Annotated in this window: 25 protein-coding genes; 6 read left to right on the forward strand and 19 right to left on the reverse strand. The window is 49.3% G+C overall.

The window, feature by feature from the left end:
- Positions 1-363: 363 nt before the first annotated feature.
- Positions 364-918: a gamma carbonic anhydrase family protein gene (locus tag G434_RS12000; protein ID WP_001286217.1), complete on the forward strand. Its 555-nt coding sequence runs from the start codon at positions 364-366 to the stop codon at positions 916-918.
- Here G434_RS12000 and G434_RS11995 read toward each other — a convergent pair.
- Genes G434_RS11995 through dprA form a run of 6 tightly spaced genes read right to left on the reverse strand, consistent with a single transcriptional unit; the run spans position 894 to position 4,688 of the window.
- On the reverse strand, positions 894-1,151 hold the full coding sequence (locus tag G434_RS11995; protein ID WP_001070562.1) for a DUF1488 family protein: 258 nt from the start codon (positions 1,149-1,151) through the stop codon (positions 894-896). The two genes, G434_RS12000 and G434_RS11995, sit on opposite strands and share 25 nt — an antisense overlap.
- Positions 1,148-1,966, reverse strand: a complete 819-nt coding sequence (aroE, locus tag G434_RS11990) for a shikimate dehydrogenase (RefSeq protein ID WP_000451230.1) — start codon at positions 1,964-1,966, stop codon at positions 1,148-1,150. Before aroE ends, G434_RS11995 begins: the two co-directional genes overlap by 4 nt.
- Before the next feature lie 4 nt (positions 1,967-1,970).
- Positions 1,971-2,543, reverse strand: a complete 573-nt coding sequence (tsaC, locus tag G434_RS11985; RefSeq protein ID WP_001310090.1) for an L-threonylcarbamoyladenylate synthase type 1 TsaC — start codon at positions 2,541-2,543, stop codon at positions 1,971-1,973.
- 4 nt (positions 2,544-2,547) lie between these two features.
- Positions 2,548-3,090 (reverse strand): DNA topoisomerase family protein, encoded by a 543-nt coding sequence (locus G434_RS11980; protein WP_001129723.1) that lies wholly within the window; start codon positions 3,088-3,090, stop codon positions 2,548-2,550.
- A 28-nt stretch (positions 3,091-3,118) separates the two neighbouring features.
- The gene (smg, locus tag G434_RS11975; protein ID WP_000460672.1) at positions 3,119-3,592 is read right to left on the reverse strand and encodes a DUF494 family protein Smg; all 474 of its coding nucleotides are present in this window, start codon (positions 3,590-3,592) and stop codon (positions 3,119-3,121) included.
- Positions 3,564-4,688 (reverse strand): DNA-protecting protein DprA, encoded by a 1,125-nt coding sequence (gene dprA, locus G434_RS11970; protein WP_016238966.1) that lies wholly within the window; start codon positions 4,686-4,688, stop codon positions 3,564-3,566. The genes smg and dprA overlap by 29 nt, the downstream gene beginning before the upstream one ends.
- Positions 4,689-4,817: 129 nt before the next feature.
- Between dprA and def the strand changes: the two genes are divergently transcribed.
- From def to mscL, 5 genes are all read left to right on the forward strand, one after another.
- Positions 4,818-5,327 carry a peptide deformylase gene (gene def, locus G434_RS11965; protein WP_000114984.1) on the forward strand — a complete coding sequence of 170 codons (510 nt, stop codon included), beginning with the start codon at positions 4,818-4,820 and terminating at the stop codon, positions 5,325-5,327.
- Positions 5,328-5,341: 14 nt separating this feature from the next.
- The gene (fmt, locus tag G434_RS11960; protein WP_000004443.1) at positions 5,342-6,289 is read left to right on the forward strand and encodes a methionyl-tRNA formyltransferase; all 948 of its coding nucleotides are present in this window, start codon (positions 5,342-5,344) and stop codon (positions 6,287-6,289) included.
- Between the two features lie 45 nt (positions 6,290-6,334).
- A complete protein-coding gene (gene rsmB / locus G434_RS11955) occupies positions 6,335-7,624 on the forward strand; it encodes a 16S rRNA (cytosine(967)-C(5))-methyltransferase RsmB (protein ID WP_001309796.1) in 1,290 nt (429 codons plus the stop codon).
- Positions 7,625-7,645: 21 nt separating this feature from the next.
- A complete protein-coding gene (trkA, locus tag G434_RS11950) occupies positions 7,646-9,022 on the forward strand; it encodes a Trk system potassium transporter TrkA (protein ID WP_000691382.1) in 1,377 nt (458 codons plus the stop codon).
- Between the two features lie 129 nt (positions 9,023-9,151).
- Positions 9,152-9,562, forward strand: a complete 411-nt coding sequence (gene mscL / locus G434_RS11945) for a large-conductance mechanosensitive channel protein MscL (RefSeq protein ID WP_000022442.1) — start codon at positions 9,152-9,154, stop codon at positions 9,560-9,562.
- Here the strand turns inward: mscL and arfA are convergent.
- The 13 genes from arfA to rpsE form a co-directional block, all read right to left on the reverse strand.
- A complete protein-coding gene (arfA, locus tag G434_RS11940) occupies positions 9,559-9,777 on the reverse strand; it encodes an alternative ribosome-rescue factor ArfA (RefSeq protein ID WP_000092696.1) in 219 nt (72 codons plus the stop codon). The genes mscL and arfA overlap by 4 nt on opposite strands.
- Before the next feature lie 55 nt (positions 9,778-9,832).
- The gene (zntR, locus tag G434_RS11935; protein ID WP_000285607.1) at positions 9,833-10,258 is read right to left on the reverse strand and encodes a Zn(2+)-responsive transcriptional regulator; all 426 of its coding nucleotides are present in this window, start codon (positions 10,256-10,258) and stop codon (positions 9,833-9,835) included.
- Between the two features lie 10 nt (positions 10,259-10,268).
- The gene (locus tag G434_RS11930; RefSeq protein WP_000266531.1) at positions 10,269-10,637 is read right to left on the reverse strand and encodes a DnaJ family domain-containing protein; all 369 of its coding nucleotides are present in this window, start codon (positions 10,635-10,637) and stop codon (positions 10,269-10,271) included.
- 106 nt (positions 10,638-10,743) lie between these two features.
- Positions 10,744-11,127, reverse strand: coding sequence for a 50S ribosomal protein L17 (rplQ, locus tag G434_RS11925; protein ID WP_001216368.1), 384 nt, complete (start codon positions 11,125-11,127; stop codon positions 10,744-10,746).
- 40 nt (positions 11,128-11,167) lie between these two features.
- Complete coding sequence (locus tag G434_RS11920) at positions 11,168-12,157, reverse strand: DNA-directed RNA polymerase subunit alpha (RefSeq protein WP_001162094.1); 990 nt, start codon at positions 12,155-12,157, stop codon at positions 11,168-11,170.
- 25 nt (positions 12,158-12,182) lie between these two features.
- Entirely contained in the window at positions 12,183-12,803 is a 621-nt protein-coding gene (rpsD, locus tag G434_RS11915; RefSeq protein WP_000135224.1) for a 30S ribosomal protein S4, read from the reverse strand.
- 33 nt (positions 12,804-12,836) lie between these two features.
- Entirely contained in the window at positions 12,837-13,226 is a 390-nt protein-coding gene (gene rpsK, locus G434_RS11910) for a 30S ribosomal protein S11 (protein WP_001029684.1), read from the reverse strand.
- Positions 13,227-13,242: 16 nt separating this feature from the next.
- Entirely contained in the window at positions 13,243-13,599 is a 357-nt protein-coding gene (gene rpsM, locus G434_RS11905) for a 30S ribosomal protein S13 (protein WP_000090775.1), read from the reverse strand.
- Between the two features lie 146 nt (positions 13,600-13,745).
- Positions 13,746-13,862 (reverse strand): 50S ribosomal protein L36, encoded by a 117-nt coding sequence (gene rpmJ, locus G434_RS11900; protein ID WP_000868187.1) that lies wholly within the window; start codon positions 13,860-13,862, stop codon positions 13,746-13,748.
- Positions 13,863-13,893: 31 nt separating this feature from the next.
- Positions 13,894-15,225 carry a preprotein translocase subunit SecY gene (gene secY, locus G434_RS11895; RefSeq protein ID WP_001118861.1) on the reverse strand — a complete coding sequence of 444 codons (1,332 nt, stop codon included), beginning with the start codon at positions 15,223-15,225 and terminating at the stop codon, positions 13,894-13,896.
- Between the two features lie 7 nt (positions 15,226-15,232).
- Positions 15,233-15,667: a 50S ribosomal protein L15 gene (rplO, locus tag G434_RS11890; RefSeq protein WP_001238917.1), complete on the reverse strand. Its 435-nt coding sequence runs from the start codon at positions 15,665-15,667 to the stop codon at positions 15,233-15,235.
- Between the two features lie 3 nt (positions 15,668-15,670).
- Complete coding sequence (gene rpmD, locus G434_RS11885) at positions 15,671-15,850, reverse strand: 50S ribosomal protein L30 (protein ID WP_001140433.1); 180 nt, start codon at positions 15,848-15,850, stop codon at positions 15,671-15,673.
- A gap of 3 nt (positions 15,851-15,853) precedes the next feature.
- On the reverse strand, positions 15,854-16,357 hold the full coding sequence (gene rpsE / locus G434_RS11880) for a 30S ribosomal protein S5 (RefSeq protein WP_000940121.1): 504 nt from the start codon (positions 16,355-16,357) through the stop codon (positions 15,854-15,856).
- Between the last annotated feature and the right edge of the window lie 2 nt (positions 16,358-16,359).

Consider the following 16,359-nt stretch of genomic DNA (forward strand, 5'->3'; position numbering starts at 1 on the left):
CCCACACAGATTGTCTGATAAATTGTTAAAGAGCAGTTGCGACGCGGCTTTCAGCTCACTGTCGCGAGGTGGCGTATATTACGCTTTCCTCTTTCAGAGTCAACCCTGAATTTCAGGATTTTTTCTCTTTGTTGTTACGACCATCTTGTGAAGTGTTTCACGTTGTCGTCTCAACGGAGGCGCATTATAGGGATCCCAATTTTTTGCACAAGTACTTTTTTGATCTTTTTTTCTGTTTGTTGTTTTTTCACCCTTTTTGCTGCATTCGCACACAAAACGGTGCTTTTTTGCATACTAAAAGACTTGCACAAGGCCAATAATGCACCCAAAGTCATTAGGAAATCATTTATTGTTGAGGTGAGTATGTCTGATGTTTTACGCCCATACCGCGATCTTTTTCCACAAATCGGTCAGCGCGTAATGATCGACGATAGCAGCGTCGTGATTGGTGACGTTCGTCTGGCTGATGATGTGGGGATCTGGCCGCTCGTTGTGATTCGTGGAGATGTACATTATGTACAGATCGGAGCACGCACCAATATCCAGGATGGCAGTATGTTGCATGTCACTCATAAATCCTCGTACAACCCAGATGGCAACCCATTAACCATTGGCGAAGATGTCACTGTTGGTCACAAGGTGATGCTCCACGGCTGCACCATTGGCAATCGAGTTTTGGTTGGGATGGGCTCAATTTTACTTGATGGCGCAATAGTAGAAGATGATGTGATGATTGGTGCGGGTAGTCTGGTCCCACAAAATAAACGGCTGGAGAGCGGATATCTGTATCTCGGTAGCCCCGTCAAACAGATCCGCCCGTTAAGTGATGAAGAGAAGGCTGGGTTACGCTATTCCGCGAATAATTACGTGAAATGGAAGGACGAATATCTGGATCAGAGTAACCAGACCCAGCCTTGATCATCTTCACTTTGTTCCTGAATTAAGTTTTCCGCTTCTTCTTCCAGGTCCCAGCGATGCTGACGAAAACTCGCTAACCACTGTTCTGGCGTATCTCCAGTAAAGCGATACGCCAGACTCTCGCCAGAGATCGCGCATGTCAGTTGCATACCATTCACGAGAGCGGGAAAACATACACATTTTTTATTCTCGTCCCACTCTTCCCTATCCGGAAACTGGATGGCCTGATTCACGCTGACAACTCCTGTTGCAATAGTTTGATGACCGGTTCTACATCAGGCAGAACGCCATGCCAAAGAAGGAAGGCATGAGCCGCCTGTGCCACCAGCATTCCTAAACCATCAGCATTACGCTTTGAGCCTCGCTGCTCACACCATGCCAGAAAAGGAGTTTTTCCTTTCTGATAGAACATGTCATAGCAATAAATGCCAGGATGAATGAGCGATGACGGGATCGCCGGAATATCACCACTGATGCCACTGGATGTTGCATTAATAATGAGATCAAACTCATGACCTTCCAGTTCGTCCATACCCAACGCCTGAATACTGCCAGTGTGCGCAAACAATTTAGTCAACTCTTCTGCGCGAGATACCGTCCGATTAGTGATTGTCACCGCACAGTCCAGGGAAAGGAGTGGCAGTAGTACGCCGCGAGATGCTCCACCAGCGCCAATGAGCAGAATACGTAAACCAGGACGGATAAAAGACAGACGTTCCAGATCGCTTAACAAACCTATACCATCGGTATTGTCACCCAGCAGGCGTCCATCTTCTAACCGCTTGAGGGTATTAACAGCACCAGCCAACGCTGCCCGTTCAGTAAGCTCATCCGCTCTGGCAAAAGCCTCTTCTTTAAAAGGTACCGTCACATTCGCACCTTTACCACCAGCACTAAAGAAAGCGTTCAGTGTGTTGATGAAATCATTGATGGGTGCCAACACGCGCCCATAGGGATGTTCAATATTCAGTTGCTGAGCAAATTGCTGATGAATGAATGGCGATTTGCTGTGGGCTATCGGATTACCAAAAACAGCATAGGTTTCCATTATGTTACCCCTGTCGAAACAGTTCACCCGTCAGGGCATCGCGGATTTCTGAAGGATTTAAACGCCCCCCCGTTTCACCAGGCACAACCGGGAACGCCGCGCCAAATTGTGCGCGAACTTCGTCTACTGTTCGACAAGGTGGCAATCCACTCAAGTTGGCACTGGTAGAAACCAGCGGTTTACCATAAGCCTGGCACAAAGCAACCACCAACGGATGGTCGGTGACTCGTACAGCAAGCGAATCAAAGCGGCCCGTCAACCAGCGCGGTGTTGTCGCAGGCGCGGGAAAGACAAAGGTGACAGGACCTGGCCAGCGGGAAAAAATGGTTTCACGCTGCGCATCAGTCAGCATGGTGTCATCAATATAGGGTTTAAGCTGCTCGTAATTTGCTGCGATTAAAATCAGCCCCTTATCAACCGGACGCTGTTTTAACTCCAACAGTCTCATCACTGCTATTTCGCTATCAGGATCACACCCAACACCGAAAACGGCTTCCGTTGGATAGGCGATGACACGTTCTTCATTGAGAACATCTATCGCAGCTGCGATAGCGTCTCCTTGCAGGTTATTATTCACGTTATTATTCCGCCGAAACCGGCTTTCCACATTGTTTACTGGCACAAAAGTGTTTTACACCCTGCGCGGTTTTCTTTTCGATGAGTAGCGGATAATGACACTCAGGGCATTCTCCAGCTATGGGTTTGAAGTTAATGGCAAATTGACACTCCGGGTAGCGATCACAGGAGTGAAACGTTTTGCCATAACGGGAGCGGCGCTGGACCAGATGGCCCGTCCGGCATTGGGGGCATGTAATTGCTGTTTCGTCCGGTTTATCGATAAGTTCGGTATGTTCGCATTCAGGGTAGTTACTGCAACCAATAAACATACCAAAGCGTCCCTGGCGTAATACCAGATTTGCGCCACATGCAGGGCAAACCTGCCCCTCCAGAACTTTGACGATATGTCCATCCGCTGAAGATTTCAGAGGACGGACGTAGTCACACGCCGGATACTGTGAGCATCCAAGAAACGGACCGTGTTTCCCGGATCGAATAACCAGTTCAGCCCCGCACTTTGGGCAGGACTCATTATTACGCACCGTGAACAGTGCTGATTTTGCCATAACAACTTATGCTGAATTAAAGAAATGATTAATGCAGCATACCTTCATTCACTTCAAAGAGTAATTCTTCCATTTGCTGGTACGCATTTTCGCAGCCCGGAATATTGAACAACACCATCAGGATTACCCATTTCAGGTCTTCCAGGTCGAACTCTGCGGTATCCAGCGCGAGCACTCGCTCTATCACCATTTCACGGGTTTCAAGGTTAAGCACCTGAATTTGCTCAAGGAAAAGCAGAAAACCACGACAGCTGGCATCCAGCCTTTCACACTCTTCAGGGGTATAAATACGCATGGAGAGTGGATCAGAGGCCAGTTGCATCGGTTCTGCCAGTCCTTCCTGATAATCCGCAAGCTTTTCCAGCCAAAGCAGGGCATTGTAGATATCTTCTCGATCAAATCCTGCGTCGGTAAGATCCTGTTCAAGTTTGTCTTGATCCACACGCAACTCAGCTTCTGTGTGAATATAGGTTTCAAACAAATACATTAGTACGTCGAACATGGCATGCCCTCCTCAATCGGACATAGCCGCCGGGTACAGCTGCGATCCATCCTGCTAACTCCAGTTCGAGTAGTTGAGTTACTACCTCTGGCACAGGTTGGCCGGCACGTTCAGCGACGACGTCAACAGGTGTTACCTCATCTCCTACGTTAGCCAGGAGCTCAGGAAATGGCAATGCCACGTCTTCCTGATCTGGTGAATAAAATGAATTTTCAGGGGCGTCTGGCAACCAGTGCAATCCAAATTGCAAGTTTTCCAGAATTTCTTCCGGTTCCGTCACAAGAATCGCACCTTGTTTTATTAACCAGTGAGGCCCTTCGCTTCCCGGATTCCCTAATGGACCCGGCAAGGCAAAAATTTCACGTCCCTGCTCAAGCGCACAACGTGCTGTCACCAGCGAACCACTGCGCAAAGCCGCTTCCACCACCAGTACACCTTTACTTAGACCACTGATAATGCGATTTCTTCGTGGGAAATTGTAAGCAAGGGGAGGAACATCGAGGGGAAATTCCGAGACAAGAGCCCCACCATGTTCAAGCAAACTGGTAGCCAGTCGGGCATGGCGACGCGGATGAATGGTATTAAGTCCATTCCCTAATACAGCAATGCTGACGCCATTTACCTGTAAGGCCGCTTTATGCGCCACACCATCGATTCCACGCGCCAGTCCACTCGTAATTGTCACTCCACGCGTCGCCAGAGTTTCGCAAAATAATCGTCCCCATCGCTCGCCATACCATGAATGCGCCCGACTCCCCACTACGGCAAGCTGAAATGAATGCAGCGCGTGCAGTTCTCCTTCAACAAACAGTGCGCCGGGGTAATCTGTCGTCGCAAGAAGTTGAGGAGGATAAAATTCGCTGTCCGCAGGGATTAAATGATGGTTGGGTTGCTCCAACCAACAAAGTGAGCTTTCGATACTCTTTCGCGGAAATGAAAGAAAGCGTTGTGCCTGCCGCAATGTAAGCCCTGTTTGCTGCAATACAACCGCATCAATATACGACTGTTTTGCCAGCCAGTGAGCTATACGGACCATATCATCGCCGTACAAGCTGCTGATGCTCATTAAACGCAGCCAAATTTCTGTATCGACCATCCTTATCTCCCTGCCATAAGCAGCCTTAGCAATCTTTGCGATTGGTCAGTGATGCTGTCAATCAGAGGGGGATTTGTCTAGAATAGAAGAAATAATCTTTCTAACTCCTGAACACATCTCTGGAGATTTATGTCAGTTTTGCAAGTGTTACATATTCCGGACGAGCGGCTTCGCAAAGTTGCTAAACCGGTAGAAGAAGTGAATGCAGAAATTCAGCGTATCGTCGATGATATGTTCGAGACGATGTACGCAGAAGAAGGTATTGGCCTGGCGGCAACCCAGGTTGATATCCATCAACGTATCATTGTTATTGATGTTTCGGAAAACCGTGACGAACGGCTGGTGTTAATCAATCCGGAGCTTTTAGAAAAAAGCGGCGAAACAGGCATTGAAGAAGGTTGCCTGTCGATCCCTGAACAACGTGCTTTAGTGCCACGCGCAGAGAAAGTTAAAATTCGCGCCCTGGACCGCGACGGTAAACCATTTGAACTGGAAGCAGACGGTCTGTTAGCCATCTGTATTCAGCATGAGATGGATCACCTGGTCGGCAAACTGTTTATGGATTATCTGTCACCGCTGAAACAACAACGTATTCGTCAGAAAGTTGAAAAACTGGATCGTCTGAAAGCCCGGGCTTAAGGATAAGAACTAACGTGTCAGAATCACTACGTATTATTTTTGCGGGTACACCTGACTTTGCAGCGCGTCATCTCGACGCGCTGTTGTCTTCTGGTCATAACGTCGTTGGCGTGTTCACCCAGCCAGACCGACCGGCAGGACGCGGTAAAAAACTGATGCCCAGCCCGGTTAAAGTTCTGGCTGAGGAAAAAGCTCTGCCCGTTTTTCAACCGGTTTCCCTGCGTCCACAAGAAAACCAGCAACTGGTCGCCGATCTACAGGCTGATGTTATGGTTGTCGTCGCCTATGGCTTAATTCTGCCTAAAGCAGTGCTGGAGATGCCGCGTCTTGGCTGTATCAACGTTCATGGTTCACTGCTGCCACGCTGGCGCGGTGCTGCACCAATCCAACGCTCACTATGGGCAGGTGATGCAGAAACTGGTGTGACCATTATGCAAATGGATGTTGGTTTAGACACCGGTGACATGCTCTATAAGCTCTCCTGCCCGATTACTGCAGAAGATACCAGTGGTACGCTGTACGACAAGCTGGCAGAGCTTGGCCCACAAGGGCTTATCACCACATTGAAACAACTGGCAGACGGCACGGCGAAACCAGAAGTTCAGGACGAAACTCTTGTCACTTACGCCGAAAAGTTGAGTAAAGAAGAAGCGCGTATTGACTGGTCGCTTTCGGCAGCGCAGCTTGAACGCTGCATTCGCGCTTTCAATCCATGGCCAATGAGCTGGCTGGAAATTGAAGGACAGCCGGTTAAAGTCTGGAAAGCGTCGGTCATTGATACGGCAACCAACGCTGCACCAGGAACGATCCTTGAAGCCAATAAACAAGGCATTCAGGTTGCGACTGGTGATGGCATCCTGAACCTGCTCTCGTTACAACCTGCGGGTAAGAAAGCGATGAGCGCGCAAGACCTCCTGAATTCTCGTCGGGAATGGTTTGTTCCGGGCAACCGTCTGGTCTGATAGTCCACTCTTCTAAGCCCGGTCTTGCCGGGCATTTTTATACTTATGAAAAAACAACGTAATTTACGTAGCATGGCGGCCCAGGCCGTTGAACAAGTCGTCGAGCAAGGGCAATCATTAAGCAACATTCTGCCACCGCTCCAGCAAAAAGTTTCCGATAAAGACAAAGCACTTCTTCAAGAGTTGTGCTTTGGCGTACTGCGTACGCTTTCGCAGTTAGACTGGCTGATTAATAAGTTAATGGCCCGTCCGATGACCGGCAAACAGCGGACCGTGCATTACCTGATTATGGTTGGTTTGTATCAACTGCTTTATACCCGCATTCCACCTCATGCTGCGCTGGCTGAAACGGTTGAAGGTGCTGTCGCAATTAAGCGCCCGCAACTTAAGGGGCTGATTAACGGCGTGTTACGCCAGTTCCAACGTCAGCAAGAAGAGTTATTAGCCGAGTTTAATGCCAGTGATGCATGTTATCTGCATCCTTCCTGGTTACTGAAACGTCTGCAAAAAGCGTATCCAGAGCAATGGCAATCCATCGTTGAAGCCAATAACCAGCGTCCGCCAATGTGGCTGCGCGTTAATCGTACGCATCATTCCCGCGACAGCTGGCTTGCATTGCTGGATGAAGCAGGAATGAAAGGTTTCCCGCATGCGGATTACCCTGATGCTGTACGGCTGGAAACACCTGCACCTGTTCATGTGCTACCAGGTTTTGAAGAAGGATGGGTTACCGTTCAGGATGCATCAGCACAAGGTTGCATGGCCTGGCTTGCGCCACAAAACGGTGAACACATTCTGGATCTTTGCGCTGCCCCCGGCGGTAAAACAACGCATATCCTTGAGGTGGCACCAGAAGCGCAGGTTGTTGCGGTTGATATTGACGAACAGCGCCTCTCTCGCGTTTACGACAATTTAAAACGCCTTGGTATGAAGGCGACCGTGAAACAAGGTGATGGCCGCTACCCTTCCCAATGGTGTGGCGAGCAACAGTTTGATCGCATTTTATTAGATGCGCCTTGTTCAGCAACCGGTGTGATTCGTCGCCATCCGGATATTAAATGGTTACGTCGCGATCGCGATATCCCGGAACTCGCGCAATTGCAGTCTGAAATTCTCGACGCCATTTGGCCGCATTTAAAATCCGGTGGAACCCTGATCTATGCCACCTGTTCGGTGTTACCGGAAGAGAATAGCCTGCAGATTAAAGCCTTTTTGCAACGTACCGCTGATGCCGAACTTTGCGAAACAGGAACACCAGAGCAACCGGGTAAACAAAATCTGCCTGGTGCCGAAGAGGGCGACGGCTTCTTTTACGCTAAGCTAATCAAAAAGTGATGAGATAACGGGTCGCGACTGATGAAAATTATCATTCTGGGTGCCGGCCAGGTTGGCGGCACACTGGCGGAAAACCTGGTTGGCGAGAACAACGATATTACTGTTGTCGATACCAACGGTGAGCGTCTGCGGACCTTGCAGGATAAATTTGACCTGCGAGTCGTGCAGGGGCATGGCTCTCATCCACGCGTATTGCGGGAGGCAGGTGCCGACGACGCCGATATGCTGGTTGCTGTAACCAGTTCAGATGAAACCAATATGGTTGCCTGCCAGGTAGCCTACTCACTTTTCAACACCCCTAATCGCATCGCTCGTATCCGCTCACCAGACTACGTGCGCGATGCCGATAAGCTATTTCATTCAGATGCTGTACCGATTGATCATCTGATCGCACCAGAGCAGTTGGTTATCGATAATATTTACCGACTGATTGAGTATCCCGGCGCATTGCAGGTGGTGAACTTCGCTGAGGGTAAAGTCAGCCTGGCTGTGGTTAAAGCCTATTATGGCGGCCCGCTGATTGGTAATGCACTTTCGACCATGCGCGAACATATGCCACATATCGATACTCGTGTGGCAGCAATTTTCCGCCATGATCGCCCCATTCGTCCGCAAGGTTCGACCATTGTTGAAGCTGGTGATGAAGTGTTCTTTATTGCCGCTTCACAGCATATCCGCGCGGTGATGAGTGAATTACAGCGACTGGAAAAACCGTATAAGCGGATCATGCTGGTTGGTGGTGGTAATATCGGTGCAGGGCTGGCGCGTCGTCTGGAAAAAGATTACAGCGTCAAACTCATCGAACGTAATCAGCAGCGCGCTGCCGAACTGGCGGAAAAGTTGCAGAATACGATCGTCTTTTTTGGTGATGCGTCGGATCAAGAACTGCTGGCCGAAGAACATATCGATCAAGTTGATCTGTTTATTGCCGTCACCAACGATGACGAAGCCAATATCATGTCCGCCATGCTTGCCAAACGTATGGGTGCGAAAAAGGTGATGGTATTGATCCAGCGTCGCGCTTATGTGGATCTGGTTCAGGGGAGCGTGATCGATATTGCGATTTCACCGCAACAAGCAACTATTTCTGCGTTGCTTAGCCATGTGCGAAAAGCAGATATTGTTGGTGTTTCCTCATTACGCCGCGGCGTAGCAGAAGCTATTGAAGCCGTTGCTCACGGTGATGAAAGCACCTCACGCGTTGTCGGCAGAGTCATTGATGAAATCAAGCTACCGCCAGGAACGATTATTGGAGCGGTGGTACGTGGAAACGACGTGATGATTGCCAATGACAATCTGCGCATTGAGCAAGGCGATCACGTAATTATGTTCCTCACAGATAAAAAGTTTATTACCGACGTCGAAAGACTCTTCCAGCCAAGTCCTTTCTTCTTGTAATTAATAAGGCGTCTAATGACGCCTTATTATTTCCCTTTGATTATCAAGGATTAATTAAATCCATTCCTGGCAGGAAAATAGCTTAACATTTGTTAGACTTATGATTGTCGGCTTCATAGGGAGAATAACATGAGCATTATTAAAGAATTTCGCGAATTTGCGATGCGCGGGAACGTGGTGGATTTGGCGGTGGGTGTCATTATCGGTGCGGCATTCGGGAAGATTGTATCTTCATTGGTTGCCGATATCATTATGCCACCTCTGGGCTTATTAATTGGCGGGATCGATTTCAAACAGTTTGCTGTCACGCTACGCGATGCGCAGGGGGATATCCCTGCTGTTGTGATGCATTACGGTGTCTTCATTCAAAACGTCTTTGATTTTCTGATTGTAGCCTTTGCCATCTTTATGGCGATTAAGCTAATCAACAAACTGAATCGGAAAAAAGAAGAACCAGCAGCCGCGCCTGCACCAACTAAAGAAGAAGTATTACTGACAGAAATTCGTGATTTGCTGAAAGAGCAGAATAACCGCTCTTAACAAGCGCCTGAAAGCAGAAGGCCAGTGGTAAAAAAGTGATTTACTTTCTTGCCACTGGCCTCCCAGTTCCCCCGATTGCCATGTTTTCCTTTTCGCATGTAACTGCCTTTCCCTTTCTTATTTTTCTCTACGCGCTGTCGGAATAAGGGATCATGTAGTAATGCTTCTATCGCATTATCCTTTATCTGCCCTTTAGTATGCTGATATCGGCTCATAAAAACTCCAATTGGTTATTTAACGGCGCGAGTGTAATCCTGCCAGTGTAAAAAATCAACAGCCACTCTTAACGCCACTCGCCCCTTGTTCAAGAGCTTCAAGAATCGAGCAATAAACACTGCTATGGGCGGTCCCACAACAGGCATCGTTAAGGCGTTGGAGGGAACGCTGCATACTCTGCAACTCGGCTATCCGTGCTTCGACTTCCTGCAATCTTTCCTGCACAATGCCTTTTGACTCCTGACAGGTATGGTGTTCAGGATCGATACGGATCGACAGCAACTCGCGGATCGACTCCAGACTGAAACCAAGTTGTCTGGCATGGCGGATAAATTTCAATCGCTGGAGATCGCTTTCGGTGTACAGGCGAAACCCACCTTCGGTGCGTACTTCATGCTCCATCATCTGCTGCTTTTCGTAATAACGAATCGTGTCGGGTGTTACTTCCGCCATTTTTGCCAGCTCGCCAATGCGATACATACATACTCCACTAGTTATCGTTGATTTTGTTCAACAACTTGTCAGCATAATCGCCGCGTAAAAAATCGGTACTCAATCCAGCTTGTCGCAGCTTCAATTCCAGTAATGACAATCGACGACTAACCTCTTTATATTGCGGATCATCATGACGGATACCTTTGAGGATATCCAGAAGCTGTATTGCTTCCCTCCGCTGCTCAAGTTCTGGCGGTAAGCAACCGGCATTCTTCAGCAAGCGATACCCCGCACGTAATTCTGGTGGCACGTGTGAATCATCATCCAGAATCAATGGCTCGCCACTTCCCGGAAGATTATCAAACTCACCTTTGGATTGTGCCTCAGTAATATGACGCTCTGCCCACTGGTCAAGTAACCACATAAATACTCCAGGGGATGAACAAAAAGAGTACAGCTATTGTAGATAAGTGGGGATACTAAGGGTATAAAAAAACCCGCCGGGGCGGGTTTTTTTACGTTGCTTCAGATTACTCTGCAGCAGCTTCTGCTTTCTCTGAACGATCAACCAGCTCGATGTAAGCCATCGGCGCGTTGTCGCCTGCACGGAAGCCACACTTCAGAATACGAGTGTAACCACCGGCACGGCTCGCGAAACGCGGGCCCAGTTCGTTAAACAGTTTTGCCACGATCTCGTTATCACGAGTACGGGCGAATGCCAGACGACGATTAGCAACGCTATCAGTCTTGGCAAGAGTAATCAGCGGCTCAACTACGCGGCGCAGCTCTTTCGCTTTAGGCAGAGTCGTCTTGATGATTTCATGACGAACCAGTGAACCTGCCATATTGCGGAACATAGCCTGGCGATGGCTGCTGTTGCGGTTCAGTTGACGACCACTCTTACGATGGCGCATGACCTTATCCTTCTCAGTAAAACCTTAACCTGTGATCCGGTTACTCGTCAGCGATGCTTGCCGGTGGCCAGTTTTCCAGGCGCATGCCCAGAGACAGTCCACGGGAAGCCAGCACGTCTTTAATCTCAGTAAGAGATTTTTTACCAAGGTTAGGCGTTTTAAGGAGCTCAACCTCGGTACGCTGTACCAGATCACCGATATAGTGGATAGCTTCTGCTTTAAGGCAGTTAGCAGAGCGGACAGTCAATTCCAGATCGTCAACAGGGCGCAGCAGGATCGGATCGAACTCTGGTTTCTCTTCTTTCACTTCAGGCTGACGTACATCACGTAAGTCAACGAAAGCTTCCAGTTGTTCAGCCAGAATGGTTGCCGCACGACGAATCGCCTCTTCAGGATCGATTGTGCCGTTGGTTTCCATTTCGATGACCAGCTTGTCCAGGTCGGTACGCTGTTCTACACGCGCTGCTTCAACATTGTAGGCAATACGCTCCACAGGGCTGTAGCATGCGTCGACCAGCAGACGGCCGATTGGGCGCTCATCTTCTTCCGAATGAATTCGGGTAGAAGCCGGCACATAACCACGACCGCGCTGAACTTTGATACGCATGCTAATAGACGCGTTCTCATCGGTCAGGTGGCAGATCACGTGCTGCGGCTTGACGATTTCGACATCACCGTCGTGGGTGATATCGGCTGCAGTCACAGGGCCAATGCCAGATTTATTCAAGGTAAGAATAACTTCATCTTTGCCCTGAACTCTCACCGCCAGCCCTTTCAGGTTGAGCAGGATTTCCAGGATATCTTCCTGAACGCCTTCTTTGGTGCTGTACTCATGTAGTACACCATCAATCTCAACCTCGGTCACCGCGCAACCCGGCATCGATGAGAGCAGAATACGGCGCAGTGCGTTACCCAGAGTATGGCCAAAGCCACGCTCTAAAGGCTCAAGGGTCACCTTGGCGTGCGTCGAACTCACTTGCTCGATATCAACCAGGCGCGGTTTTAGAAACTCTGTCACAGAACCCTGCATTGTGTCCTCTCTTTGGTACTAAGCTTTACTTGGAGTAAAGCTCGACGATCAGGTGTTCGTTAATGTCCGCAGACAGATCAGAACGCTCCGGCTTACGCTTAAACGTACCTTCCATCTTGCCAGCATCAACTTCCAGCCAGGTTGGCTTTTCACGCTGCTCAGCCAGCTCCAGAGCGGCTTTCACGCGAGACTGCTTCTTCGCTTTCTCACGAATGCTTACAACGTCATTCGGACTAACCTGATAAGAAGCGATGTTAACAACACGACCGTTTACCATAATTGCTTTATGGCTAACCAGCTGACGTGCTTCTGCACGAGTGGCACCGAAGCCCATACGGTATACAACGTTGTCCAGACGACCTTCCAGCAGAGCCAACAGGTTTTCACCGGTGTTGCCTTTCAGACGTGCTGCTTCTTTGTAGTAGTTACGGAACTGACGCTCCAGCACACCATAGATACGGCGAACTTTTTGCTTTTCACGCAACTGCACACCATAGTCAGACAGACGCGGTTTACGCGCACCGTGCTGGCCAGGAGCTTGTTCAATTTTACACTTGGTATCGATCGCGCGAACGCCAGACTTAAGGAATAAGTCGGTGCCCTCACGACGGCTCAGCTTGAGCTTAGGACCCAAATATCTTGCCATTTTCTTTCTCCAACAAACCTGGAAAACGAAGCGTTATACGCGACGTTTTTTCGGCGGACGACAACCGTTATGAGGGATCGGAGTCACATCAGTAATGTTAGTGATGCGGAAACCTGCGGCGTTCAGAGCACGAATAGTAGATTCGCGGCCTGGACCCGGACCTTTAACCATAACTTCCAGATTCTTGATGCCGTATTCTTTCACGGCGTCAGCGCAACGCTCTGCTGCAACCTGAGCTGCAAACGGAGTGGATTTGCGAGAACCACGGAAACCGGAACCACCGGCTGTTGCCCAACCCAACGCGTTACCCTGACGATCAGTGATAGTCACGATGGTGTTGTTGAAAGAAGCATGGATATGAGCCACGCCGTCAGAGACTTGTTTTCTTACACGTTTACGTGCACGAATTGGTGCCTTTGCCATTATTCAATCACCCCGATTATTTCTTGATCGGTTTGCGCGGACCCTTACGGGTACGTGCGTTGGTCTTGGTACGCTGACCGCGAACCGGGAGACCACGACGATGACGCAAACCGCGATAGCAACCAAGATCCATCAGGCGCTTGATGCTCATGCTGATTTCACGGCGCAGATCACCTTCAACGACAAATTTGGCAACTTCGTCACGCAGCGTGTCGATTTGTCCTTCAGACAGCTCACTGATCTTAACATCTTCAGCGATACCCGCTGCAGCCAGGATGGCTTTAGAACGGGTCTTGCCGACGCCATAAATCGAAGTTAATGCGATTACGGCATGCTTATGATCAGGAATGTTAATGCCTGCTATACGGGCCACTATGCACTCCTACTATTTAATATGTACGTTCCATGCTGAAAAGCCCGTTTTCAGGATACTCAAATGGAAACGCACAGACATACAAAAGATTGGCTGGCTAATCTAGCCAGCTCAACCCAACTTTGCAAGAAAAATATGCGAAAAAATCAGCCTTGGCGCTGTTTATGCTTCGGCTCGGCACTGCAAATCACACGGATGACACCATCACGCTTAACGATTTTGCAGTTACGGCATAATTTCTTGACGGAAGCACGAACTTTCATTTTTACTCTCCGTAACTTCTCGGGCGACCAATTATCGGCCGTAGCCTTTCAGGTTCGCCTTCTTCAATGCAGACTCATACTGACTGGACATCATCAGAGTTTGCACTTGAGCCATAAAGTCCATAATCACGACAACAACGATAAGCAGTGAGGTCCCACCGAAGTAGAACGGTACTTTCATTGCATCACGCATGAACTCCGGGATCAGGCAGATAAAGGTAATGTACAGCGCACCAACCAAGGTCAGGCGGGTCATTACTTTATCGATATACTTCGCCGTTTGCTCTCCCGGACGAATTCCTGGTACAAATGCACCGGACTTCTTCAGGTTATCTGCTGTTTCACGCGGGTTGAAAACCAACGCCGTGTAGAAGAAACAGAAGAAGATGATTGCAGACGCATAGAGTAACACATAAAGCGGTTGCCCAGGCTGCAAATACAGCGAAATTGTTGTCAGCCAGTTCCAACCAGTACCGCCCCCGAACCATGACGCGATGGTCGCCGGGAACAGAATAATACTGGAAGCGAAGATTGCCGGGATTACCCCCGCCATATTCACTTTCAGCGGTAAATGTGTGCTCTGTGCAGCATAGACACGACGACCTTGCTGACGTTTCGCGTAGTTTACCACAATGCGGCGTTGACCACGCTCAACAAATACAACAAAGAACGTCACTGCAAATACTAATACTGCAACCAACAGCAACACGAGGAAGTGCAGGTCGCCTTGACGCGCTTGCTCGATAGTATGGGCAATGGCTGGCGGGAGTCCCGCGACAATACCGGCGAAGATAATGATTGAAATACCGTTGCCGATACCTCGTTCAGTAATCTGTTCGCCCAACCACATCAGGAACATGGTTCCTGTGACCAGACTTACAACAGCGGTGAAGTAGAATGCAAAGCCCGGGTTAATGACCAGGCCTTGCATACCAGGCATATTCGGCAGACCGGTAGCAATACCGATCGACTGGAATATTGCCAGCACCAGAGTACCGTAGCGGGTGTACTGGCTGATCTTACGACGACCAGACTCCCCTTCTTTCTTAATTTCTGCCAACGTTGGGTGAACCACCGTCAGCAGCTGGATAATGATCGATGCCGAAATATACGGCATGATCCCCAGAGCAAAGATAGAAGCACGGCTGAGAGCACCACCAGAGAACATGTTAAACATTTCAATGATGGTGCCTCGCTGTTGCTCAAGCAGTTTGGCAAGTACAGCGGCATCAATACCAGGGATCGGAATAAAAGAGCCAATACGGAACACAATCAGCGCACCGATAACAAACAGCAGTCTGCGTTTCAGCTCGCCTAAGCCACCTTTGGCACTTTGAAAATCTAATCCCGGTTGTTTAGCCATCTGCTACTTATTCCTCGATTTTACCGCCAGCAGCTTCGATAGCAGCACGAGCGCCTTTAGTAACACGCAGGCCACGAACAGTTACCGGAGTAGTTACTTCGCCAGCCAGGATCACTTTCGCGAACTCGATCTGGATACCGATAATGTTAGCCGCTTTCAGCGTGTTCAGGTCTACAACACCGCCTTCTACTTTAGCCAGGTCAGACAGACGAACTTCGGCTGTAATCGCTGCTTTACGAGAAGTGAAGCCGAATTTCGGCAGACGACGGTACAGAGGCATCTGACCACCCTCGAAACCGCGACGTACGCCACCGCCAGAACGAGACTTCTGACCTTTGTGACCACGACCACCGGTTTTACCGAGGCCAGAACCGATACCACGACCCAGGCGTTTACCCGCCTTTTTGGAGCCTTCGGCCGGAGACAGAGTATTTAAACGCATCTCTTACTCCTCAACTTTAACCATGAAGGAAACCGCGTTGATCATACCGCGAATAGCAGGAGTATCCTCGCGCTCTACGGTGTGACCAATACGACGCAGACCCAGGCCAAGCAGCGTTGCCTTGTGTTTCGGCAGACGACCGATTGCACTGCGGGTTTGAGTAATTTTAATAGTCTTTGCCATGGTTTATTTCCCCAGAATTTCTTCAACGGATTTACCACGCTTGGCAGCGACCATTTCTGGAGAATTCATATTTTCCAGGCCATCAATAGTTGCACGAACCACGTTGATCGGGTTGGTGGAACCATATGCTTTAGCCAGAACGTTATGAACCCCAGCGACTTCCAGAACGGCGCGCATTGCACCACCGGCGATGATACCGGTACCTTCGGAAGCCGGCTGCATGAATACGCGAGAACCCGTATGAACACCTTTAACAGGGTGTTGCAGAGTGCCGTTATTCAGCGCGACGTTAATCATATTGCGACGGGCTTTTTCCATCGCTTTCTGGATCGCTGCTGGAACTTCACGCGCTTTACCGTAACCAAAACCAACGCGACCGTTACCATCGCCAACTACAGTCAGAGCTGTGAAGGAGAAAATACGACCACCTTTAACGGTTTTAGATACGCGGTTTACCGCGATCAGCTTTTCCTGCAGTTCGCCAGCTTGTTTTTCGATGTGAGCCATCT

Source organism: Escherichia sp. KTE172 (genome assembly GCF_000408845.1).
Lineage (GTDB): Bacteria > Pseudomonadota > Gammaproteobacteria > Enterobacterales > Enterobacteriaceae > Escherichia > Escherichia coli.